Source organism: Mycobacterium stomatepiae, from assembly GCF_010731715.1.
Classification (GTDB): Bacteria; Actinomycetota; Actinomycetes; order Mycobacteriales; family Mycobacteriaceae; genus Mycobacterium; species Mycobacterium stomatepiae.
Map to the genome: position 1 here is coordinate 4,766,532 of NZ_AP022587.1, position 22,740 is coordinate 4,789,271.

22 protein-coding genes and 2 pseudogenes are annotated in these 22,740 nt (G+C 65.5%); 16 read left to right on the forward strand and 8 right to left on the reverse strand.

Translation table 11 applies throughout. The features are described from left to right. Nucleotide 1: 1 nt before the first annotated feature. The 4 genes from G6N54_RS22655 to G6N54_RS22670 are packed head-to-tail and all read left to right on the forward strand — an operon-like array spanning nucleotide 2 to nucleotide 3,977. The gene (locus G6N54_RS22655; protein ID WP_163792164.1) at nucleotides 2-1,306 is read left to right on the forward strand and encodes an LLM class flavin-dependent oxidoreductase; all 1,305 of its coding nucleotides are present in this window, start codon (nucleotides 2-4) and stop codon (nucleotides 1,304-1,306) included. A 30-nt stretch (nucleotides 1,307-1,336) separates the two neighbouring features. After that, nucleotides 1,337-2,155, forward strand: a complete 819-nt coding sequence (locus tag G6N54_RS22660; protein ID WP_163792166.1) for a coniferyl-alcohol dehydrogenase — start codon at nucleotides 1,337-1,339, stop codon at nucleotides 2,153-2,155. Nucleotides 2,156-2,166: 11 nt separating this feature from the next. Beyond that, nucleotides 2,167-3,159, forward strand: coding sequence for a cyclase family protein (locus G6N54_RS22665; protein ID WP_163792168.1), 993 nt, complete (start codon nucleotides 2,167-2,169; stop codon nucleotides 3,157-3,159). Between the two features lie 20 nt (nucleotides 3,160-3,179). Continuing rightward, complete coding sequence (locus tag G6N54_RS22670) at nucleotides 3,180-3,977, forward strand: alpha/beta fold hydrolase (protein ID WP_163794904.1); 798 nt, start codon at nucleotides 3,180-3,182, stop codon at nucleotides 3,975-3,977. On the opposite strand, the gene G6N54_RS22675 is transcribed toward G6N54_RS22670, so the two are convergent. The 3 genes from G6N54_RS22675 to G6N54_RS22685 all read right to left on the reverse strand — a co-directional run bounded on the left by G6N54_RS22675 (nucleotide 3,974) and on the right by G6N54_RS22685 (nucleotide 7,416). Then, a complete protein-coding gene (locus G6N54_RS22675; protein ID WP_163792170.1) occupies nucleotides 3,974-5,605 on the reverse strand; it encodes a multicopper oxidase family protein in 1,632 nt (543 codons plus the stop codon). The genes G6N54_RS22670 and G6N54_RS22675 overlap by 4 nt on opposite strands. Before the next feature lie 100 nt (nucleotides 5,606-5,705). Next, complete coding sequence (locus G6N54_RS22680) at nucleotides 5,706-6,464, reverse strand: SDR family oxidoreductase (protein WP_163792172.1); 759 nt, start codon at nucleotides 6,462-6,464, stop codon at nucleotides 5,706-5,708. 76 nt (nucleotides 6,465-6,540) lie between these two features. Beyond that, entirely contained in the window at nucleotides 6,541-7,416 is an 876-nt protein-coding gene (locus tag G6N54_RS22685) for a hypothetical protein (RefSeq protein WP_163792174.1), read from the reverse strand. A 137-nt stretch (nucleotides 7,417-7,553) separates the two neighbouring features. Between G6N54_RS22685 and G6N54_RS22690 the strand changes: the two genes are divergently transcribed. The 8 genes and pseudogenes from G6N54_RS22690 to G6N54_RS22725 all read left to right on the forward strand — a co-directional run bounded on the left by G6N54_RS22690 (nucleotide 7,554) and on the right by G6N54_RS22725 (nucleotide 16,627). Further along, nucleotides 7,554-8,363 (forward strand): SDR family NAD(P)-dependent oxidoreductase, encoded by an 810-nt coding sequence (locus tag G6N54_RS22690; RefSeq protein ID WP_163792175.1) that lies wholly within the window; start codon nucleotides 7,554-7,556, stop codon nucleotides 8,361-8,363. Between the two features lie 75 nt (nucleotides 8,364-8,438). Then, nucleotides 8,439-9,104 (forward strand): TetR/AcrR family transcriptional regulator, encoded by a 666-nt coding sequence (locus G6N54_RS22695; RefSeq protein WP_163792178.1) that lies wholly within the window; start codon nucleotides 8,439-8,441, stop codon nucleotides 9,102-9,104. 11 nt (nucleotides 9,105-9,115) lie between these two features. Continuing rightward, on the forward strand, nucleotides 9,116-9,310 hold the full coding sequence (locus G6N54_RS22700; RefSeq protein WP_163792180.1) for a ferredoxin: 195 nt from the start codon (nucleotides 9,116-9,118) through the stop codon (nucleotides 9,308-9,310). A 1-nt stretch (nucleotide 9,311) separates the two neighbouring features. After that, the gene (locus G6N54_RS22705; protein ID WP_163792182.1) at nucleotides 9,312-10,568 is read left to right on the forward strand and encodes a cytochrome P450; all 1,257 of its coding nucleotides are present in this window, start codon (nucleotides 9,312-9,314) and stop codon (nucleotides 10,566-10,568) included. A 149-nt stretch (nucleotides 10,569-10,717) separates the two neighbouring features. Then, a complete protein-coding gene (locus tag G6N54_RS22710) occupies nucleotides 10,718-11,779 on the forward strand; it encodes an amidohydrolase family protein (protein ID WP_179969254.1) in 1,062 nt (353 codons plus the stop codon). Next, the gene (locus G6N54_RS22715) at nucleotides 11,779-13,032 is read left to right on the forward strand and encodes a M24 family metallopeptidase (RefSeq protein WP_163792186.1); all 1,254 of its coding nucleotides are present in this window, start codon (nucleotides 11,779-11,781) and stop codon (nucleotides 13,030-13,032) included. Before G6N54_RS22710 ends, G6N54_RS22715 begins: the two co-directional genes overlap by 1 nt. Continuing rightward, nucleotides 13,022-14,160, forward strand: a pseudogene (locus G6N54_RS22720) (M24 family metallopeptidase). The gene G6N54_RS22715 and the pseudogene G6N54_RS22720 overlap by 11 nt, the downstream one beginning before the upstream one ends. Before the next feature lie 94 nt (nucleotides 14,161-14,254). Continuing rightward, nucleotides 14,255-16,627, forward strand: a pseudogene (locus G6N54_RS22725) (CoA transferase). Here G6N54_RS22725 and G6N54_RS22730 read toward each other — a convergent pair. Continuing rightward, nucleotides 16,624-17,463: an SDR family NAD(P)-dependent oxidoreductase gene (locus G6N54_RS22730; RefSeq protein WP_372513295.1), complete on the reverse strand. Its 840-nt coding sequence runs from the start codon at nucleotides 17,461-17,463 to the stop codon at nucleotides 16,624-16,626. The pseudogene G6N54_RS22725 and the gene G6N54_RS22730 overlap by 4 nt on opposite strands. A 117-nt stretch (nucleotides 17,464-17,580) precedes the next feature. Here G6N54_RS22730 and G6N54_RS22735 point away from each other — a divergent pair, with 117 nt between their 5' ends. Beyond that, entirely contained in the window at nucleotides 17,581-18,072 is a 492-nt protein-coding gene (locus G6N54_RS22735) for a MarR family winged helix-turn-helix transcriptional regulator (protein WP_163792190.1), read from the forward strand. Nucleotides 18,073-18,093: 21 nt separating this feature from the next. Further along, nucleotides 18,094-18,510 carry a DUF5313 domain-containing protein gene (locus G6N54_RS22740; protein WP_163792191.1) on the forward strand — a complete coding sequence of 139 codons (417 nt, stop codon included), beginning with the start codon at nucleotides 18,094-18,096 and terminating at the stop codon, nucleotides 18,508-18,510. 8 nt (nucleotides 18,511-18,518) lie between these two features. Here G6N54_RS22740 and G6N54_RS22745 read toward each other — a convergent pair whose 3' ends face one another. Continuing rightward, complete coding sequence (locus G6N54_RS22745; protein WP_163792193.1) at nucleotides 18,519-19,352, reverse strand: mycofactocin-coupled SDR family oxidoreductase; 834 nt, start codon at nucleotides 19,350-19,352, stop codon at nucleotides 18,519-18,521. A gap of 171 nt (nucleotides 19,353-19,523) precedes the next feature. Then, nucleotides 19,524-20,174 (reverse strand): TetR/AcrR family transcriptional regulator, encoded by a 651-nt coding sequence (locus G6N54_RS22750; protein WP_163792195.1) that lies wholly within the window; start codon nucleotides 20,172-20,174, stop codon nucleotides 19,524-19,526. Between the two features lie 238 nt (nucleotides 20,175-20,412). On the opposite strand from G6N54_RS22750, the gene G6N54_RS31720 reads away from it, so the two are divergent. Together G6N54_RS31720 and G6N54_RS31725 are read left to right on the forward strand one after the other, a co-directional pair. Next, nucleotides 20,413-20,979 carry an acyl-CoA dehydrogenase family protein gene (locus G6N54_RS31720; RefSeq protein WP_408632588.1) on the forward strand — a complete coding sequence of 189 codons (567 nt, stop codon included), beginning with the start codon at nucleotides 20,413-20,415 and terminating at the stop codon, nucleotides 20,977-20,979. Between the two features lie 174 nt (nucleotides 20,980-21,153). Then, nucleotides 21,154-21,579, forward strand: coding sequence for an acyl-CoA dehydrogenase family protein (locus G6N54_RS31725; protein WP_408632603.1), 426 nt, complete (start codon nucleotides 21,154-21,156; stop codon nucleotides 21,577-21,579). Here the strand turns inward: G6N54_RS31725 and G6N54_RS22760 are convergent. Further along, nucleotides 21,576-21,890 (reverse strand): DUF4190 domain-containing protein, encoded by a 315-nt coding sequence (locus G6N54_RS22760; RefSeq protein WP_163792197.1) that lies wholly within the window; start codon nucleotides 21,888-21,890, stop codon nucleotides 21,576-21,578. The genes G6N54_RS31725 and G6N54_RS22760 overlap by 4 nt on opposite strands. A gap of 46 nt (nucleotides 21,891-21,936) precedes the next feature. Continuing rightward, the gene (locus tag G6N54_RS22765; RefSeq protein WP_163794905.1) at nucleotides 21,937-22,707 is read right to left on the reverse strand and encodes an acyl-CoA dehydrogenase family protein; all 771 of its coding nucleotides are present in this window, start codon (nucleotides 22,705-22,707) and stop codon (nucleotides 21,937-21,939) included. Nucleotides 22,708-22,740: the final 33 nt, after the last annotated feature.

Below are 22,740 nucleotides of genomic sequence, written 5' to 3' on the forward strand. Positions count from 1 at the left end.
AATGAAAATTTCACTGTTCTACGAGTTCGCTCTGCCGCGGCCGTGGGCACCGGATGATGAGCGGGAGGTGCTGCAGGACGCGCTGGACGAAGTGGAGGCTGCCGACAGGGCGGGGTTCTCCACCGTGTGGCTGACCGAGCACCACTTCCTCGAGGAGTACTGCCATTCCACCGCGCCGGAGATATTTCTCGCCGCGGCCAGCCAGCGCACCAAGAACATCCGGCTCGGCTTCGGCATCATGCATCTACTGCCCGCCGTCAACCACCCGGCCCGGGTGGCCGAGCGCGTCGCGACCATCGATTTGCTCTCCAACGGGCGTGTCGAATTCGGCACCGGCGAAGGTTCCTCCGTCGGTGAACTCGGCGGCTTTGATGTCGACCCCGCCGACAAGCGCGCGCAGTGGGAGGAGTCGCTCGAGGTCGCGATCCGGTGCATGATCGAGGAGCCGTTCACGGGTTTCAAAGGTGAGCAAATCCGAATGCCGCCTCGTAACGTAATCCCTAAGCCGTTGCAGAAGCCGCATCCCCCGGTCTGGGTCGCCTGCACCAGGCCGGCCAGCGTGCAGATGGCAGCCCAAAAGGCCATCGGTGCACTGAGTTTCGCCTACACCGGTCCCGGGCCCCTGAAAGAGCGGGTCAACGGCTACTACCAGGAGTTCGAGGAGAAGGGCGTGCCCATCACGCCGCAGATCAACCCCAACATCCTGGCTATCGGCGGCGGCCTGTCGATGATGGTCGCCAAGACCGAAGAACAGGCGTTGCAGCGTCTGGGCCAGGGCGGGGGATTCTTCTCGTTCGGCATCATGCACTACTACCTGACTGGGATGCACACCCCGGGCCGCACCGGGGTATGGAAGCGTTACCTCGAGGAGGTCGAGAAGGATCCGACGCTGGCCTACGGTCCCGGGCGCGGCGCGATCGGCACTCCGGACACCGTGCGCGAGTTCTTGCGCGGCTACGAGGAGAGCGGTGTCGACGAGATCATCCTGTTGCTCAACCCCCGCAGCCACGAGGGCACCATGGAATCCATCGAGCTGATGGGCAAAGAGGTGCTGCCCGAATTCATCGAACGTGACGAAAAGGCGGTCGCCGTCAAAGCCAAGCGGCTGGCACCGGTCATCGAGAAGGTCGAGGCGCGCCGCGAGAAGTCGAGCGCGCCGCTGTTCGACGAGACCTATGCTTTCGGGGGCCTGCCCGCCGGGCGCGATAAATTCACCGCCAGCGAGATCCCCGAGGCCATGGCCGAGATCAACGAGGGCCGCGTCCAGGCGGCGCGGCGCGCCAAGGAAGAGCAGAACAAGAAGTAGCACCGAAAGGCTCGTAGATTTAGGAAGAGCGTGGTCGCGATCGACGATTTGTGGCGATACCTCGGCTATCAAGGCCGCCGCGCCGTGGTCACCGGGTGTGCGTCGGGCATCGGCGAACACGTGGTGCGGCAGCTCACCGAACTCGGGGCGCGGGTCGTCGGGCTGGACAAGCGCCGACCACCGTTGGAGGTCAACGAGTTTCACGAGGTCGACCTCGCCGACCCCGAGTCCATCGACCGCGCGGTAGCGACCATCGGCGGACGGGTCGACGCGCTGTTCAACGTCGCCGGCGTCTCCTCCGGGATCGGTAACCCGTCGCTGGTGGCCACGATCAACTTCCTGGGTCTGCGGCAGTTCACCGAGGCGCTGGTCCCCACGATGGCGCCGGGGTCTTCGATCGTGAGCGTGTCCTCGCTCGCGGCGGCCGCCTATCGGGACCACGCGGCGGCGGTGGCGCCGCTGCTGAATACCACGACGATGCAAGAGGGCATCGAGTGGTGCCACGATAATCCCGACGCGTTGGGCAACGGCTACCAACTGTCCAAGGAAGCGATCATCTTCTACACCATGCGCAGCGCCACACCGCTGGGCGCCAAGGGTATTCGCATCAACTGCTCCGGACCCGGCGTCACCGAGACGCCGATTCTCGACCAGCTGCGCACGGCGTACGGGCAGGGCTTCCTCGACGACATCCCGAAGCCGCTGGGCCGGGTTTCCGAACCCGCCGAGCAGGCCGCGGTGCTGCTCTTCTTGAATAGTGAGGCAGCCAGCTACATCACGGGACAGATCATCTGGGTCGACGGTGGAAACGTGGGCGCCGCGATCGCTGGTGAACTCTTAAACGGATAGGAAGGAACCCCGTGGCAGACTTGACCGACTTCCGCCGGGTCGCGAAGGACGTCTCCAACTGGGGACGGTGGGGGGACGACGACGAACTGGGAACGCTGAACTTCATCACCACCGAGAAGGCGGCTCAGGCGGCGAGCCTGGTCAAGCACGGCAAGGTGTTTCCGCTCGGCGTCGACTTCGGTTCGTCCGGGCCACAGGGCGCCTTTGAATATCGGCATAATCCCGTACACGTCATGACCATCGACGGTGGCGACGCGAAGACGCTGGCCCAGTACGGACCGGGCTGGTCGAGCAACCCGGTGGCCAAGCAGCTCAGCAGTTACATGAACGACGACAATCCGTTCCGCTTCAACGACGACCTGATCATCATGCCGTTACAAGCGGCCAGCCAGTGGGATGCGCTGTCGCACGTCTACTACGACGACCAGCTCTACAACGGCTTTCCGGCGGATTCGGTGACCAGCTTGGGCGCGGTGCATTGCGGTATCGACAAGGTAGACGGCAAGGGCATTACCTCGCGCGGGGTGCTGCTGGACCTGGTCCGCCATCGCGGCGCGGAAGTCTTTCTCGAGCAGGGTAATCCGATCACGCCCGAAGAACTCGACGAGGTCGCGCGCGCCCAGGGCGTGCGGATCGAACGCGGCGACATCGTGCTGATCCGGACCGGCTGGTGGACGAGGTTCGCACAGACCGGCAACAAGACGCAGGCCTTCTCCGGGCTGGACTGGAGCTGCGCCTCGTGGTTGCACGACCACGAGGTTGCCGCCGTCGCGGCCGACAATCTTCAGGTCGAAGATCTGGTGTCCGGAGTCGACGGCGTCTTCCTGCCCCTGCACCTGCTCTGCCTGCGCGACATGGGCATGATGTTCGGCGAGTACTGGGATCTCACCGCGTTGGCGCAGGATTGCGCCGCCGACGGCGTCTACGAGTTCCAGCTTGTCGCCCCGCCCCTGCGGGTGGTCGGCGCGGTCGGTTCCCCGGTCAACCCGATCGCGATCAAGTGACGGATTTTGCGCGCAAGACGATGCTGGTGGACGGCCTGACCACCGGTTACCTGGAGGCCGGCGAGGGCGAGCCGGTGGTGCTGCTGCACGGCGGCGAGTTCGGCGCCAGCGCCGAACTTGGTTGGGAGCGCAACATTTCGGCGTTGGCCGCACACTACCGGGCGCTGGCACCCGACATGCTCGGGTATGGAAATTCGGCGAAGGTGATCGACTTCGTCGACGGCCGCGGGATGCGGATACGGCATGTGGTCCGCTTCTGCGAGCTTGTTGGTGTCGATTCGGCGCACTTCGCCGGCAACTCGATGGGCGCCATCAACCTGCTCAACGACACCACGTCGGAGGCGCCGCGGCTGCCGGTGCGCAGCTTGGCGATCATCTGCGGGGGTGCAGAGATCCAGCAGAACAAGCACTTTGAGGCGCTCCAGGAGTACGACGCCAGCCTGCCGGGCATGCGCCGCATCGTCGAGGCCCTGTTTCACGACCCCCGCTATCCGGCCGACGAGGAATATGTGGGCCGCCGCTACGAATCGAGCACCGCGCCCGGCGCCTGGGAGGCGGTGGCCGCCGCCCGGTTCCGCCGGCCCGGTTCGTCGCGACCCGCGACCCCGTCGGCCACCCGGGCCTACGAACGCATCCGGGTGCCGACGCTGGTGATCGAGGGGGGACAGGACAAGCTGCTGCCGCCGGGCTGGGCCGCCGAGATCGCCAAGCAGATCGACGGTGCCCGGTCGGTGGTCGTCGCCGGCGCCGGTCATTGCCCGCAGATCGAGCAGCCGTCGACGGTCAACGACCTGCTGGTGGAATTTCTGGCTTCTTAGAAGACGTATTCCAACCGGGTCATCATCCCGGCGACCTGGTGGTAGGTGTTGTGGCAATGCATCTTCCACACGCCGGGGTTGTCGGCCACCAGGACGGCCAAAATCTTCTGCTTCGGCAGCACCATCAGGGTGTCCTTGCGGGCACCGAGCGATCCGTCGGCATTGATCAGCTGGAATGTGTGTCCGTGCAAGTGGATTGGGTGATACATCATGGTGGTGTTGTCGAACGTGAGGGTGGGCCGCTGCCCCTGCTGAACGTGTAGCGGATTGGTCCTGCTGTAGGGCTCGCCGTTGATCGTCCAGTCGTATTGGACCATGTTGCCACCCAAGACGACCGGGAGGTTGAGTCCTGGTTCGGGCCGACTCAGCATGACCGACGTTGCAGCGGTGAACATCTCGATGGTGCCCACGCGTCGGGTGAGTTCGGCCGGTTGGAACAGCGGATCCGGTGGGCTACCTTTTCCGGTGGACAGCAGCGCGCGTGCGAGCGCCCCTTTGCCCTCGGCCATGGCGACCAATGGGAAGACTCCGTCGGCGGCGGTCACGATGACGTCGTAGCGTTCGGCCATCCCGATCAGCAGCGCGTCGACCTGGCGGGGCACGACGGCGTAACCATCGGTGTGGGTGACCGTCATGGGGTGGCCGGCCAGCGCGACACGGAAGGTGGTGTCGGAGCCGGTGTTGATGAAGCGGATCCGGATTCGCTGGCCCGGCTTGGCATTGAAAGTGGTGGGGGAGGCGGGGATTCGGCCGTTGACCAGGTAGTACGGATAGGCGATGTCTCCGGCGTCGCCGCCCAGCAGGTCGCTGTTTCCGACCCGGCCCGTCGGCGGTGCGGCCGCAGAGGTGGTCGGGCTGGTCGAGGTCGTCGGGCTCGTCGAACTGGTCTCGCTGGTCGAGGTGGTCGGGCTTGTCGACGTCGTCGACGTGGCCGAGGTTGTCGGGGTAGCCGAGGTTGCGACGGGCGCGCCGGGCTTGTTCGGGTTCGTCAGTTCCTCGTAGAGCCGCTGCGGGCTCGTTCCCACACCATCGGTCCAGTCGTCAAGGACCACGACCCATTCGACGTCGTAGTTGCCCTCGGTGGGGTCGTCGATGATGACCGGCAGGTACAGGCCGGTGTCTTCGTCGAGTCCGGTGTGCGGGTGGGCCCAGTAGGTGCCCGAATTCGGTGCGGAGAACTGATAGGTGAATTCCTGGCCGGCCTCGATGTTCGGGGTAGCCGGCTCCGCGCCATCCATGTTGTTGCGCAACGCGATGCCGTGCCAGTGCACCGACGTCAGACGGTCGAGTTGGTTCGTCACCTTGACCACGAGCTCGTCGCCGATCGTAGCCCGGATCAGCGGTCCCGGAATTGTGTCGCCGAAGGCCAGCGTCCGGACGACCGGTCCACCCAAATCGATCTGCGTCAACCGCGGTGTCAACGTGTAGTTCACCGTGCGCCCACTGTGCGGCCGCGCTGCCTCCGCGGCGGCAATCGCGGCCGCCATCTTGTCGGCGCTGGTCAGTTCCTGCGGTTTGGAGCTGCACCCCGCCAGGGTCAGCCCACCCGCGATGCCGGCCGCCATGAAGCCGCGTCTGGTAAGCCGCGCCCCGTCGAAGGAAATCCCACTGGTGGGTGGCAGCGGCATTGATTGCTCCTTGTCGTCGGCCGATATGTGTGCGGCGACTTATACCGTGCTAGGGAGTTAGCCAGAGCGCAACCATTAGCCCGGGATTGCCGGGCCGGTCTCAGGCGCCGTGCGCCCGGGAAGCCGTCCAGTCGCCGAAGCTGGTGGGGTACATGTCCACTTGCTCGCCGTCGATCGGAACGATGCTGCGCTCGTCGAGCAGCGCACCGTAATAGCGGGCCTGCGGGTCGGTCACTACCTGGCGTGCATCGCCCGTTGCGGCGAACCAGGTCCGGATGAAATCGTCCATGCCTTGCTTGTCGGGGCCGGCGATGTTGATCAGCCCGACCGGATCGCCGATCGCCGCGCGGGTGATGGCCGTGGCGACGTCCGCGGATGCAATGGGCTGGAAAGCTCCGTGTGGCGCGCGAACGGTGTCGCCGTCGGCCAGTGAATCGGCAATGCCGCCAACGAATTCGAAGAACTGTGTCGCCCGCACGATCGAATGCGGGAACCCCGAGTCGACGATCACCTTCTCCTGAGCGACCTTGGCCCGCATGTAGCCGCTGTCGGGCAGCCGGTCTGCTCCGACGATCGTGAGCGCGACGTGGTGCATCACGCCGGCGGTCCGCTCCGCCTCGAGGAGGTTGCGGGTGGAGGTGGTGAAAAACTCCAGCACGTCGTCGTCGGCCCACGACGGCGAGTTGGCCACGTCGACCACGGTGTGGACACCCGCAACGGCCTGGGCGACGCCTTCGCCGGTGATGGTGTTGACACCCGAGCGCGGCGACGCCGGGACGGCCTCGTGCCCCAGCTCGGTGAGCTTGGCGACAACCTGCGATCCGATCAGCCCGCTGCCACCGACGACCAAAACCTTCATGAGTACGCCTTTCAAGTTTCCGGACGAACTTGTCCCACTCAGCATCGCGCGTGCGCTCGGTGGCCGGAATCCCCAGTTAGCCCAAGTTCCGGCGGAGCCCCTCGTCTGTGCTGGCGACCGAATAGCAGGCCGCGGTCGAGATGATCGTCGGCACCAGCAGCGAGAGCAGGAAGACGAACGTGACGAACGCGCGGTTGGGAGCGGTCAGCCACCCGGTGGGCAGGCGCGCGAGGCTGACGGCGAGCCAGGACGCGGCGACCGCGAGGAACAGGGTTCCGACCGTGGCGACCTTGATCGACCGCAACGCCAATTGCGTTGGCTCGGCGTTGTTGGCGAGCGAGCGGTTGAGGTTTCTGGTGCGGATGTACACCACCACGAAGTCGAGCAGGATGACCAGCGCGCTGAACGTCACGATCGTCCCGGTCTGCCAGAGCGCGGGCGAGTGGCCGAGCACGAAATGCAGGTAGTCGATGTTGGTCTCGCTCATGATCAACGTCGTCGCCATCGCCGCGCCGAAGGTCAGCCACCCGCCGAGGTCGGCGAGGAAGCAGTAGGCACCGACATCGGCGGGATCATCCTTGGGGACTTTGTTCACCACATGGCTGGCCAGGATCCAGCCCAGTCCGGCGAACAGCCCCGTGGTGCCGGCCGCCAGCATGCCGGTCGCGAGATTGCCTTGGGTCCAAGCGATTGCGCAGATGACCTGACGGTCGCCGTTGTCGGGTGGATGGGTGCCGCTGATGAGGCTGAACAGGAAGCTGTCGAGCATCAGGATCAGCACCGCCGAGGAGAACAACGCCAGGGTGTGCACGCCTTCACGGCTGCTGCGGTCGAACAGCAAGGCGATCGCGGTGATCAGGAACCCGCCAAGTACACCGGCGAGCTGTGACGTCGACGGCGCCGACGCGATCATGCTCCATTGATCGGAAGTGCAGAAGGTATCGGGACTCATCGACGCCGCCCACTCATGGGCCAAACCTTAACCAGCGCGGGCGCCGACGACGTCGAAAGTTTGCTGTTTTCTTCCAAGGACGGCCCCCTTAAATCAAGTGCTTGACTTAAACCTTCGCACGCCGATTAACTCTTCGTGTGGTCAACGAATTGGATGGCAAGGTCGCCATCGTCACCGGCGGCGCGTCCGGCATCGGTCGCGGCATCGTGGAGCGCTTCGTTGCCGAGGGTGCCCGAGTCGTCATCGCCGATATCGAGGCCGACATGGGAGAACAGCTGGCCACCACGCTGGGCGCCGACGTCTTCTTCGTGCGTACGGATGTCTCCGATCCTGACCAGGTTCAGGCGCTGGTCGCGACAACCGTCGAGAAATTCGGCGGCCTGCACGTCATGGTGAGCAACGCCGCGGTGTCCAGCCCGCTGCGCCGATTGCTCGACGACGACCTGGCGGACTTTCACCGGATCATGGGCGTCAACGTGCTGGGCGTGATGGCCGGTACCCGAGATGCGGCCCGGCACATGGCCGAAGGCGGTGGCGGGTCGATCATCAACCTCACCTCGATCGGCGGGATTCAGGCCGGCGGTGGCGTGATGATCTACCGGGCATCGAAGGCCGCGGTCATCCAGTTCACCAAGTCAGCGGCAATTGAATTGGCGCGCTACGAAATTCGGGTCAACGCCATCGCACCGGGGAGCATCCCCACACCGATATTGGGCAAGTCGGCGGCCGGGATGGATCCAGACGAGCTGGCGCAATTCGAGGCGCGGATTCGTCAAGGGATGCGCGACGACCGTCCGCTGAAGCGCGAGGGCACCACCGACGACGTTGCCCAGGCCGCGCTGTACTTCGCGGGCGAGCGCTCCGGCTATGTCACCGGAACCGTGCTGCCGGTCGACGGCGGGACCTCGGCCGGCAAGGTCATCCCGTCCAAGAAGCGCGAGCGATGACCGCGACGGGCAAGTGCCCGGCCTTCTTTAAATCAATCGCTTGACTTAAACAGCCCCACGGGGTTGACTAAGCCAATGACCGCGGCAGGCCGGGCCGTTCGCACCGAACGAGCCACCTCCACCCAGGAAGCGATCCTGGTGGCGGCCGAGCGACTGTATGCCGAGCACGGCGTGTTCGCGGTGTCGAACAGGCAGGTCAGCGAGGCCGCGGGACAGGGCAACAACGCCGCGGTGGGCTACCACTTTGGCACCAAGGCTGACCTGGTGCGCGCTATCGAGGAGAAGCACCGCGGGCCCGTCGAGGAACTGCGCGAGCAGATGGTCGCCGACCTGTTGGCCTCAGGCGGATCGAGCGAATTGCGGGCCTGGGTGGCCTGCCTGGTGCGCCCGCTCACCGATCACCTCGAGGACCTCGGCAACCCGACCTGGTACGCGCGTTTCGCCGCGCAGGCCATGACCGATCCGGCCTACTACAACATCATCGTCAAGGGCGCGCTGAGCTCGCCGTCACTGGTCCAGGTCGTCGACGGTGTCAACCGCTGCCTGCCCAACCTGCCGGCCGCTGTGCACTTCGAACGCAACATCATGGCCCGAAACCTCTTGATGCACACCTGCGCTGATCGCGAACGCGCGCTCGCCGCGGGCACCGCGATGGCCCAGCCCTCGTGGCGCAAAGCCGCATTCGGCCTTATCGACGCGATCGTGGGCTTGTGGCTGGCGCCGGTCACTCCGTACGAATAACGAGCACCCCGGTGAAAGTGACTGTCGACCAAAACATTTGCGCATCCTCGGGCAACTGCGTGATGAATGCACCCGACGTGTTCGACCAGCGAGACGAGGACGGTGTCGTCGTCCTGCTCAACGAGCACCCGTCCGTCGAGCAGACCGACGGGGCCCGCCGGGCAGCCGCAGCGTGCCCAGCCCAGGCAATCAACATTGAGGAATGACATGTCAGACCCGCTGACGAGCATTGCGGCCGAGACCGTTTCCGAGATTCCGGACTACCCGATGGCCCGCAACAAGGGCTGCCCGTTCGCCCCGCCACCCGACGTGATGGCCCTGGCCGAAGAGCGGCCGCTGTCGCGCGTCCGGATCTGGGATGGCAGCACTCCGTGGCTCATCACCGGTTATGAGCAAGTGCGCGAACTGTTCTCCGATTCCCGGGTCAGCGTCGACGACCGGGTGCCCGGCTTTCCGCACTGGAATGAAGGCATGTTGTCGACCGTGCACAAGCGGCCGCGTTCGGTGTTCACCTCGGACGGCGACGCGCACACCCGCTACCGGCGGATGCTGTCCAAGCCATTCACCTTCCGCCGCGTGGAAGGTCTGCGGCCGACTATCCAGCAGATCACCGACGACCACATCGACACAATGCTCGCCGGCCCGCAGCCCGCGGATATCGTTGCTGCCATTGCCCTTCCGGTCCCATCCCTGGTGATCAGCCAGATGCTCGGCGTGCCCTACGAGGATGCCGAGATGTTCCAGGAGCACGCCTCGATGGGACTGGCACGCTATGCCACCGGCTCCGACACCGCCAAGGGCGCGATGAGCCTGCACAAATACCTGGCCCAGCTGGTCGAAACCAAGATGGAGAACCCCGCCTCGGAAACGGCGCCCGACGCGATCTCCGATCTCGCCGAACGCGTCAAGGCCGGTGAGCTCAGCGTCAAGGAAGCCGCGCAGCTGGGCACCGGACTGCTGATCGCCGGTCACGAGACGACCGCGAACATGATCGGGCTCGGAGTGCTTGCGCTGCTTGAGAATCCCGACCAGCTTGCCGTGATCCGCGATGCCGAAGACCCAAAGATCCTGGCCAGCGCGGTGGAGGAGCTGTTGCGCTACCTGAGCATCATCCAGAACGGCCAGCGACGCGTTGCCGTCGACGACATCCACATCGCCGGCGAGACCATCCGCGCCGGCGAAGGCATCATCATCGACCTGGCTCCCGCGAACTGGGATTCCGACGCCTTCCCCGAACCCGACCGGCTTTACCTGCACCGCGCCGGGGCAGACCGCAACGTCGCCTTCGGCTATGGCCGCCACCAGTGCGTCGGTCAGCAACTCGCGCGGGCCGAACTGCAGATCGTGTTCCAGACGCTGTTCCGCCGTATCCCGACGATGAAACTGGCCGTGCCGTTCGACGAGATCCCGTTCAAACACGACCGGCTCGCTTACGGCGTCTACGAACTCCCCGTCACCTGGTAAACGAGCAGCAGCCCAAGGCAGATCCGAATGGAGAGGCAATAATGTCAACGCCGACAACCACTTCGCTCTACCCGCCCGGAGGTTACGGGGCTCCCAAGGATCGCCGCGGTCATGCGGAGGGCGCCGACGTGGGCCTGCCCGAAGGGACGGTGGTCTTTTCGGCCGACAACCACATCTCCCTGGCCGACGACATCTTCTACGAGCGCTTCCCGGACGACCTCAAGGACAAGGCGCCGCGGATCTGGTACGAGGACGGCGCCTACCAAGTCGGGCGCAAGGGACAGTCGTTCCTGCCGGGCGACTTCAGCGCCGTGCTCATGCAGTACGACGACCTGCCCGGCGCTGCTAGCACCAACATCGAGGCCCGCATCCAGGAGCTGCGCGAGGACGGTGTCGAAAAGGAACTCGTCTTCCCCAATGCCCTCCTAGCGCTGTTCCACTACCCGGACAAGCAGCTCCGCGAGCGCGCCTTCCGGATCTACAACGAGTACATCGCCGATTTGCAGGAGCGTTCCAACGGACACTTCTATGGCGCGGGGCTAATCAACTGGTGGGAACCGGAAGGCGCCGAACGGACACTCGCCGAGTTGAAGTCATTGGGGCTCAAGACCTTTCTGCTACCGCTGAACCCAGGTAAGGACGACGACGGCAATATCATCGACTACGGCAGCGACAGTATGAGGCCGGTCTGGGACGAGATCGAAGCCGCCGGCCTTCCGATCAGCCACCACATCGGTGAGACCCCGCCGAAGACCCCGTGCCAGTTCAACAGCGTGGTCGTCGGCATGATGATCAACATCGACGGATTCCGCGAGCAGTTCGCCAAGTATCTCTTCACCCGGATCCTCGACGACCACCCGAGGTTGCGGATCGGCTGGTTCGAGGGCGGAATCGCCTGGGTGCCTTGGGCTTTGCAGGATGCCGAGCATTTGATGGGGTCCTACCAGCACATGTTGAATCGGCCGCTGCAGCACGACGTGCGCTATTACTGGGACACCCACATGAGCGCATCGTTCATGGTCGACCCGCTGGGATTGCAGCTGATCGACCAGATCGGGATCGACAAGGTGATGTGGTCCAGCGACTACCCGCACAACGAAAGCACGTATGGCTACTCGGAAAAATCGCTGAAGGCCGTCGTGGACGCCGTCGGGCCGGCGAATGCGAAGAAGATCGTCAGCGACAACGTCACGAAGTTCTTGGGCTTGTAGTGACGACGTTCGCGCAACTGGACACCAGCACCGGCAACGGACTGGCGATCCCCGAAACACCCGACTTGGGCCGGCTGCGCCGCGAGACCGGGGCCCGGCTGCGCTCGGCCATGGCCGACCGTGGCGTCGACGCGTTAATCCTGCTGGGCAACAACGCCGTCGTCTACGCGACCGGTGCCAGCTGGCCACTGGGCGACGCCGGCCTGTCCTACGTCGAGCGACCGGTGGCCGTGGTAGTCGCCGGCGACGAGTGGCCGCACCTGTTCCTGCCGTTTCGCGAGGGGGCTTCGCAGGAGTCCGACCTGCCCGCCGATCACCGGCACGGGCCCGTCTACCTCGAATTCGAAGAGGGCGTCGCCAATTTCGCGCGCGCTATCGCCGGACTGATGCCGCCCGGAGCGGTGATTGCCGTCGACGAGTGCACTGGCGCGATGTCGCGCGCCGCGAACCTGTTGTTCCCCGACGGCGCTCCAGGCGACGCGGCGGCCATCGTCAGTGCCGCCAAGTCGGTCAAGACACCCGACGAATTGTCGTGCATACGCACCGCGATCCGGATCACCGACGAGGCCATGGTGGAAGTCCAGAAGCGGCTAGCCCCCGGAATCCGTCAGATCGATTTGTCGGCAAGCTTTTTGCGCCGTGCCTTCGAGCTGGGCGCAACCGCCAGCATGCTCGAACCGATCTGGCAGGTGATGCCGCCGAGCAAGGCCGAGGGCGTGTGGACCACGCACGGCGACCTGGCGCTGCCACTGCTGAGCACCGAGCGCGAGCTGGTCGAGGGCGACGTGCTGTGGACCGACGTCAGCATCACCTACCAGGGTTACTGCTCCGACTTCGGCCGCACCTGGCTCGTCGGACGGGACCCGTCGCCGCATCAGCAGGCGCAGTTCGACAAATGGTTTGAGATCATGAGCGCGGTGCTGGGAGTCGCCAAGGCGGGCGCCACCGCCGCGGATCTGGGGCGGGCCGCGATCAAGGCCAACGGCGGCACCAAGCCGTGGCTGCCGCACTTCTACCTGGGCCACGGCATTGGCGTCAACGCCGCCGAAATGCCAATGATCGGAACTGATCTCGGCCAGGACTTCGATGAGAACTTCGTACTCAAAGAGGGCATGGTGCTGGTCCTGGAGCCCGTGGTGTGGGAAGACGGCACCGGCGGCTACCGCAGCGAAGAGGTGCTCGTAATCACCGAGGAAGGCTGGATTCGCTTGACCAACTACCCCTATGACCCTTATGGCTCCCATGTCAGTTGAAGTTCGCCCTGACGAGCGCACGCTGCGCTCGGGGCGTCGCCGGCGAGCCCTGGAGCAGATGGCGGCACACGACCTCGATGTCCTGGTGCTCGGCCGGCAAGCCAACGTCCGTTACGTGACCGGGGTGCCGCAACTGTGGGTCGCGGGCACCCGTCCGTTCGGCCCCAGCTGCGTGCTCGTTCGTGAAACCGGTGCGGTGCACCTGCTGAGCACGTGGGACGAGGGCATCCCCAACGACATCCCGCACGAGAACCTCTATGGCATCTCGTGGAATCCGATGAACACGATGTCGGCGCTGCGGCGCATCCCGGCCGCGGCCGCCGCCCGGCGGGTCGGAACCGATGCGCTCTCACCGGTTTTCGCCCAGCTTTTACCGACCGCGTTCCCCAACGCGCAGCTGGTCGACGGAGAGCTGGCGATGCGGGCCGCCCGCCGGATCAAGACAGCCGCGGAGATTGCCGCGCTGCGGGAGTCCGTCGCGGTGGCCGAGTCGGCGCTGGCGGCCGCGGTCTCGGAATTGCGGCCGGGTGTCAGCGAACAGGCGCTGGCCGGCGCGCTGTTGGAGGCCGCTGCGGCCGGCGGGGTGAGCACCCCTCGAATCAGGATGTCGCATGGGTGACGTCACGCACGCACCCGTGGCGCCGGGCCGACGGCGGTGACCGTCTCCAAGGCCGTATCCAGCACGGCGATCTGGTGGCTTTCTCCGCCGGGGTTCTGGCGGGTGGTTATGTCGGCGAGGTCGGACGGACCTGGCCCGCGGGCAACAGGCAGGGGGCTCGCGGTGTCGCACCACTCTATCGGCGCTGGGAACACCTGTGGGAGAAGCTGATCGCCAGCTGCCGGCCCGGCGCGAGAGCGAGCGAACTCCTGGTGGCCTACCAGGCCGCCGGGGAACCCGAGCCGCCGATGCCGGTAGCCCGCGGCCTCGGCATGGGGTTTGACCCGCCGGTCGTCTCCAAACACCTACCCTCGACCGCGGCCGACGAACGGTTGGAACCGGGGATGGTGCTCGCCGTGACGGGCTACGTGTGGGAAGAAGGAATCGGCGCGGTATTCGGGCGGGAGGCGGTCCTGATCACCGCCAACGGATCCGAAGTGCTTACCGCGAGCCCGTTCTGGCAGCCCTAGCCGAATGCGCGCTCAACAAAAAGGCCGGCAAGGACGCCAAAGCGAAGCGAAGCAAATAGTGGCGCATGTCGAACCGCCGCTGACCGGTTACACGGTGATCGATCTGTCCACCGGCATCGCGGGCGCTTACTGCACCAAACTGCTGGCCGACGGCGGTGCTCACGTCGTCAAAGTGGAAGCACCAGAAGGTGATCCGCTGCGCACATGGTCAGCTTCCGGTGCTGTCGTCGCGGCCGACGGCAACGGCGCCTTGTTCAGCTTTCTGGCCGGCGCGAAACACAGCGTGGTCGCCGACGTAGGCCAGGACGCCGAACTGGTGAACCGGCTGCTGGCATCGGCGGACGCGGTGGTCTGGTCGCGCGGTTCGAAAGTCGCCGAGCACCAGGACTTTACGGCACCTGCCATCCACGCCCGCTACCCGCATCTCACCGTCACCGCGATCACGCCGTTCGGCCTCGAGGGCCCCTGGCGCGACCGCGCCGCGACCGAGTTCACGCTGCAGGCATGGTCGGGCGGAATCGTCGGGCTCGGGCGCGGCGAGCAGGAGCGGGCCCCCGTCTTCGTCGGCGGGCAGGTCGGTGAGTACCTGGCCGGGGTCTAGGCAAGCGTCGCCACCCTGACGTCACGATTGCGCGACGGCGGTTCAGGGGAACTGGTGGACTTGTCGATGGTGGAAACCCAGATTCTGTGCCTCACCTATTACCCGGTCACCTACTTCGAGCTGCTGGGCCGACCGTGGCGAGACGCGCGGCGGCCCACCATTCCAGGAGTGGCTCAGGCGAAAGACGGCCTGGTGGATCTCGGATGTGGCACGGCGCAGCAGTGGTTCGACCTGTGCGCGATGGTGGGGCATCCGGAGTGGATCGACGCCGAGTCGCCGCTGTCGATCACCGAGCTGGCCAATGTGTACGCCGACGAGATCTTTGCTTGGATGGCCGCTACGCCGGTTGACGAAATCCGGGACTTGGCAACGGCGTTCCGCATCCCCAACGCACCCGTCGCCAACGGGGCGAACGTCACCTCGTTCGACCAGTTCGCCGAGCGCGGTTCGTTCGTGCGCAATCCGCGCGACGGCTTCGAGCAACCGAGCCACCCGTATCGGATGCGCCCCGCGCAATTGCGTCAGCCGCAACCGGCGCCGTTACTGGGGGAGCACACGGAGCACTACCGCACCGCGCGGCTGTCGCCGCGGCCCGAACCTATCGGTGCGACTAAGCCAGTGCCGTTCAACGGCCTTCGGGTATTGGACATGACGACGTTCTGGGCGGGCCCCTGCGGCACCCACTACCTGGCCATGCTCGGCGCCGAGGTGCTCCACGTCGAGTCCACCCGCCGCCCGGACGGCGCTCGGCTGATCGCCGGCGTACCGGTCACCGCGGATCAGTGGTGGGAGAAGTCGCCGATCTTCGGCGCGCTGAACACCAACAAGAAGGGCCTGACGCTTGACCTACAGAGTGCACGCGGCCGGGAGTTGTTGCGTGAACTCATCGCAACGTGTGACGTGGTCGTGGAAAACTTCACACCACGGGTGCTGGACCAGATCGGCCTGGATTTCGCTGCGGTTCAATCAATTCGGCCGGACGTGGTGATGGTGCGGATGCCGGGCTTCGGCCTCGACGGGCCGTGGCGTGACAACCCGGCGTTTGCTTACGTCATCGAAGCCGCGTCGGGCGTCAGTTGGCTCACCGGCTACCCGGATCGCACGCCGTACGATCCCTACTCGATCGGTGACCCGAACGCGGGTGTGCACGCGCTCAACGCGATACTGCTGGCGCTGGAACACCGTCGCCGCACCGGTGAGGGGATGTTCGTCGAAGCGGCGATGGTCGATGCGGCACTGAACATCTCCGCCGAGCAGATCATCGAGTACTCGGCCTACGGTGCGCTACTGGAGCGCGATGGCAACCGGGGACCGACGGCCGCGCCACAGAACCTCTACCGCAGCGCGGATCTCGACGAATTCGGTCGGCTCGACAGCTGGGTGGCCATCGCCATCGCGACCGATGAGCAGTGGGAAAAACTGTGCGAGGCGCTCGGATCGCCGTCCTGGGCAGCGGATCCCGCGCTATCGACGGCGACCGGCCGACGAGCGCACCACGATTCCATCGACGAACACCTCGCTGCCTGGTGCGAGAACCGCAAGCGTGACGACATCGTCGCAGCCCTTTGGGACGCTGGCGTGCCGGTGGCCAAGGTGCTGCAACCACATCGGCAGACCGAGCTGGAGCAGCTGGCGTTTCGCGGCTTCTTCGAAGAAGTCGAGCATCCGGTGAGCGGGCGGGCGCGGCTCAGCACCGTGCCGATGAGGTTCTCCGCCGGGCCAAAGCCGTTTCACGCCAAGCCTGCACCCACACTGGGACAGCACAACCATGAGTTGTTGACCGAGTTGGGGTTGACCCCCGCGGAAATCGCGGATCTGGAAGCCAGCGGAGTCATCGGCGCCACGCCCGCGATGCGGTCGGGCTAGTGCTTCCATCCTTCGGCGGCCTGGTCGTCGAAGGTGTGGTCGATGCGTTCGAACCTGCGCTGGACGGAGGCCCGGGCCGCCTCGTGCGGCAGGATGTACAACCGGTTGGCCAGAATCGCGTCGGCGGTCAACCGGGCCACCTCGTCGACTGTCACGCCTTGGTCCTGCGTCGGTGGCAGCGGCCCGAACCCCTCCGTCAGATCGGGCCTCGAGGCAAGCCCGTAGTCGGCGCCGCGGATGCGTTCGGAGTTGGAGACCAGCTTGGTTTCGATGACCATCGGGCACAGCACCGAGACGCCGATCCGGTTGTCCTTGACCTCGCGTGCCGGCGTCTCGGCCAAGCCGACAACGCCATATTTCGCAACGCCGTACGCCCCGAGGCCGGCGTTGGGCACCAGTCCCGCGAACGACGCGGTGAACGCGATGTGGCCGCCCTTGCCCTGCTCGATCAACCTCGGCACGAACGCCTCGACGGCGTGGATCGAGCCCCACAGATCGATGTCGATCACCCAGCGCCAGTCCTCGTGCGTCATCGCCACGAGCGGGCCCGCGACCACGATGCCGGCATTGCTGAAGACGACGTCGACCCGGCCGAGCAGCCGGAACGCCTCATCGGCGAGGTGAACCATCTCCTCGACATGTCGTACGTCGCACTCCACGCCGTGTGCCTCTACGCCCTCGCTGTTGAGGTGTGCCACTGCGTGTTCGAGCGCGGACTTGTCGACGTCGGCCAGCACGATGCGGGCGCCGCGGCGGGCGAACTCGGTCGCGGTGGCCAAGCCGATCCCGCTTGCCCCGCCGGTGATCACGGCACCACGTCCCGCGAAATCAGAGATGAATCCGTCCATGGATTCCGAGCGTATTCCTGCCGTTGCGCGGGCCCGATCGCGGTCCGGCCACGTGTGAGAGGCCTCATATAGATAGGGCACTAACTATTTGGCTACGATCGAAATATGCCTGGCCTGACCGCGCGCGAGATCGATCCTCTCGCCCTCGAACGCCAGGTGTGTTTTGCACTCGCGACCACCAATCGGGCCGTTCTCGCCGTGTACCGGCCGCTGTTGGAGCCGTTGGGCTTGACTCATCCGCAGTATCTGGTGATGTTGGCGCTATGGGATCACCGCAAGACGCCCGGGGCGAACGAGACTCCGTTGTCGGTTAAGCAGATCGCCGCCGCCTTGCAGCTCGATTCGGCCACGCTGTCGCCGATGCTCAAACGGTTGGAGGGACTCGGCCTGATCACCCGCGCCAAGAATGTCACCGACGAACGGGCCACCGACGTCAGGCTCACCGAACGCGGAATTGCGTTGCGTGAGCGCGCACTTGAGATTCCACCCGCCGTCGTCGAGCGGCTCGGTGTCGAGGTTGCCGAACTCGAGAACCTGCGTCAGGTCCTGACCCGAATCAACGCCGCCGCCGTGGCGGCGGGCGCACTAAAATCCTGACGTACCCCTAAGGAGCCCACCATGACCGCAGCGAAGCCAAACCTCTGGCAGCGCATCGCCTATTCCTACGGCAAGCGTCTGCCCGACTCGATGCGCAGCTGGGTCGCACACGACCTGGCCGGTCCGGGAGCCATCCGCCGGCACATGCTGCGGTGGGCGATCCCACCCCTATTCGTGCTTGCCCCGTTCTGGCTGCTGCCCGCCTCGCTGTACGTGCACACCGAGATGACCGTGCCGCTCTATGCGTGGGCGTTGGTGATCAACTTTGCGCTGAACAAGGTTTGGCGCCGGCACCGGTTAGCGGTGCACGGTCTGGACCCGAACCTGGTCGACGTGATCAATCGCCAGAAGAATGCCCGGATGCACGAGGACTACGCTCGACGGTACGGGCCGCGACCCCAAGAAGCGGAATGGCAGAGCAACAGCAGCCCGTTCTAGGGCCTACTTCAGGCAGCTGCCACCGTCACGGGCAGCGTGACCCCGGTGATGTAACGCGCCTCGTCGGACGCCAGGAACAACACTGCGTTGGCGATGTCCTCCGGCTCGACCCAGCCGATCGGCAGGGTGTGCATCAGCTGGCCGACGACCTTCATGTCCTCGGGTCCCGGGTTCTCCAGATCGGGGCGGAACAGCCTCATCGTGCCCTCGTTCATGAACAGCGGGGTGTTGACGTTGGTCGGGTGCACGGAGTTGACGCGGATGTTCTGCGCGCCGAGTTCGACGGCGAAGGTGCGCATCAGGCCCACCACACCATGCTTGGCGGCGACGTAGTGGCCGGTGTGCGGATAGGCTTTCAGCCCGCCGACCGAGCTGGTCAAGATGATCGAACCACCCTTACCGCCGGAAATAATATGCGGCACACCGGCTTTCACGGTCTTCCAGACGCCAGCAAGGTTGATGTCGATCATCGCGGTCCAGTCGGTCTCGCTGGTCTTGTCCAGTGTCTGGCCGCCGTTGCCGATGCCCGCATTGGCCACGATGATGTCGAGCTTGCCGAGCTGCTCGACGCCGGTGTCCACCGCGGACTTGAGCGCGTCGTAGTCGCGCACGTCGACCTCGGCGGTATAGATCCGACGGTTTTGTGCCTTCACCAGGTCCGCGGTCTCGGCCAGATCCTCCGGTGTGGATGCGGCGATCAGATCCACGGTGTCGATCTTCTTGCAGATGTCGACCGCGATGATGTCGGCGCCCTCCTGGGCCAGCCGCACCGCGTGTGCACGGCCCTGGCCGCGCGCCGCCCCGGTGACGAAAGCGACTTTGCCTTCAACACGTCCAGTCATCACTACCTCAATCTGTTAGTCGAACCGGCATCCGGCAACGAGTGTCAGCGACGAATTCGTTTCGGCTATTTGTAGTTCTAGATATTAGAGAACCTGATTCTCGCCAGGCAAATGACGTGCGCTATTTGCTCAGGTCAGGATGATGGACGGAAGCGCCCTGGGATGCGAGTGCTAGCTGACGAATCCGGCCGAGCAGAAGTCCCAGACCTCATCGGCGGTGATCGGGTGAATGGTCGCGTCGTCGTTACCCCCGCTGGACTGCGCGATGAACATGACCGTCTGCATCGTCATCGCCGCAATGCGGCGGGGGTTGAGGCCGTCGCGCAGCTTGCCGGCGTCGTAGGCCGCTTCCATGAGCTCAGTCAGCAACGCCAGCAGCGGCGCATGGGCAATCTTGACCTCGGCGGGGTGCGTTACCAGCAATCGCGGGGCGAAGTCGGTGAACAGCGGGTGCTTGGCCGTGGGGTCCGGCCGTGAAGCCTCGTACAACAGCTCGATGGCTACCTGCAGCCGTTCGAGCGGATCGGAATGGCTTTCGGTCGCGGCCCGGATCTGGTCGGCCGAACGGCTCAGCGCGTCTTCGAACAACGCGAGCAATAGCTCGTGTTTGCCGTCAAACTGCAGGTAAAAGCTCCGCAGCGATTGGCGGGAGCGGTCCACGACCTCCTGGACGGTGAAGTCCGTGCTGCCCTTTTCTATGATGATGGCCTGCGCCGCGTCGAGGAAGCGCTGAACGCGCTGCGCCGCACGCAGTTTGGCAGTCTTGATCGATCGCTCGACGGCGCGCTGTTTCCAGGCCGGCTCTTCGCTTGGATTGGTCACGGAAGGCTCGGACGATTGCCGCGAGGGGAGAACATGGTTGGACTCTACCGGAGAACGCCGTGACATCGCTGCGCTCGACCCCCTCACGGAGCATGTTTCGGAGATTGTAACTTTCTTGCTGCGAGAATACTATTCTCCTGCACGCGTGTATCGAAGCGGAATCGCAAGAGCGAACCCGCCGTCGACGGAAACCCGGATCTACCGAAGGTCCGCGCGCTAGCGAATCTCAGGGAGTGCTGTGCAGCTGACGTTTGACGCCGACGTCGAGGAGTTCCGCGCGGAATTCGCGGCCTTCCTCGACGCGCATCCCCTTGACGCCGCGGAGACGGGCGAACGGCCGCAATCGAGTTCGGACATTCCGGACTGGGCCCGCCGCTGGCAGCGGCTGCTGTTCGACAACGGATGGCTGCTGCCCGGGAACCCGCCGGAGTTCGGCGGGCGCAATGCCACCCTGCTGCAGCAATACGTGTACCTCGAAGAGTTGTCGCGGCGGCGGATCTATCAAAGTTTCAATCCGCAGGGCGTGGGCATCATCGCGGCGTCGTTGCTGTCGTTCGGCACACCGGAGCAAAAGCAGCGGTGGGCGGTGCCGATTCTGCGCGCCGAGATCACCGCATCGCTCGGAATGAGCGAGCCCGGCGCAGGTTCCGATCTCGCCTCACTGAAAACCCGCGCCGTGCTCTCGTGCGATTCAGCAGGCGACCACTTCGTCGTCAACGGGCAGAAGGTCTGGACATCGGGTGCCCATCATGCCGACGTTCTGCTGACGTTCGTCCGCACCGACCCCGATGCGCCAAAACACTAGGGCATCAGCGCGTTACTGATTCCGACCGACACCCCCGGTGTGGTCCGTCGTCCGTTCGCATCGGTCGGCGACATCGAAGACGTCGACGACGCGCGAGTGCCGGTCGAGAACCTGGTGGGGGAGCTCAACGCCGGCTGGCGCGTCGCGACCGGTTCACTCGGCCACGAGCGCGCGATGCTGTGGCTGGACTACGCCAACATGCTGCACGCGCTGACCGTCGAGTCCACCCCGTCGGGCGCGGTGCAGCGGGATCGCTACGCCACCCTGGTGATGGATTTCTTCGCGATGCGGCTGCTGGGGTCGGGGACCTTGGCCAAGGCCGTGCGCGGCGAAGAGGATGTGCCGGCCCAATCGGTGCTCAAGCTGCTCGGTTCGGAAGCGATGCAGCGCGCCTGCGAGGACGCGCTGAACGCCAAGGACGGCGCGGGACTGGTGCTGCGCGGGATCACCGCGCCATTTGCCCCGCTCAATCTGGACAGTCACTACGGCAGCTGGTTTGACCGCTATACCCGCACCTTCGCCGCGACCATCGCCGGCGGAACGTCCGAAGTTCAGCGCAACATCATCGCCGAACGAGTCCTCGGCCTGCCCCGGGGTTAGCAGTTGTTGGTGGCGGGATTGTCCAGGCACCGCTGCAAACGGCCCGGATCCTGGGAGTCCAGCCAGGAGTAGTAGCCGATGGCGATGAGCCCGGCGACGATCGCCACCGCCCCTAACACCATGCCGACCGTCGCGGCTCGGGGATTCGTCGCTTCACCGCGACTGGCTCGCCGCCGGGCGACGTCACCCGTGATCAGCGCGGCGATACCCAGCGGTACCCCGAGCAGCAACCAGCAGGTGAGCAGTGCCGCACCGCCCAATATCACCGCGGCGACGCCGGCCTGATTTCGAGGTTCGGTGGGGTAGCGCATGTGCGCCAATACTAGGCAGTACGCCGTCACGCGCGACCCGCAGGCGCTAGAGCTGGACCAGCCGTGGCGCAGATCCCTTGGCCCGCAACGCCGTTCCGGCCTGCGAGGTCAGTTGCCGGGCGCCGCCGAGCAGGCTGTCCAGAATCAGCGATCGTTTGACGTGGTGGTGCAGCTGGTGTTCGGCGGTGAATCCGATGCCACCCAGCACCTGCTGGCAGTGCCGGGCCGCGGTCAGCGCTGCCTGACCTGCGGCCGCCTTGGCCAGCAGGCTGGCCAGTTCGTCGGGGTCGTCGGACGCCGAGGTGGCGGCGTGCAGGGTTGCCTCGGCGCCCTCGATCGCGACGAGCGTCTCGGCCAGTCGGTGCCGGATCGCCTGAAACGAGCTGATGTGGCGGCCGAACTGAACGCGATCCAGGGCATGCTGGCGCGCCAGAGCAAGCATCGCACGGCTGGAGCCGACCAGCCACCAGCCCAGGGCCCGCCGCCCGGCGGCGAGCCCCGCTTGGGCCGCTGAATCACCCTCTGCGACAGGATGTATCGGTGACACATCGTCGATCGCCGAACTCGGAATGTCTTCGCGCTTCCACACCACCCAGGCGTCTCCCGCGAACGGAAGCGGGGTGACACCGCCGGGTTCCTTGCCGGCCGCACGCAGTACCACGTCGTTGAGCACCGGTGCGTGCGCGCCGGTTTCGCCGAGCAGTCGAAACACCAGAGGGATTGCGAAATGCGGGATTTCGTCGAGCATGTCATGCCAGCCAAGGTCGGTCAGCGCCGCGTCGAGCTGTGGCCCGGACGCCAGCGAAGGATCAGTCATCGCGGTGCGTACCGACTCGGACAACAGCCGCAG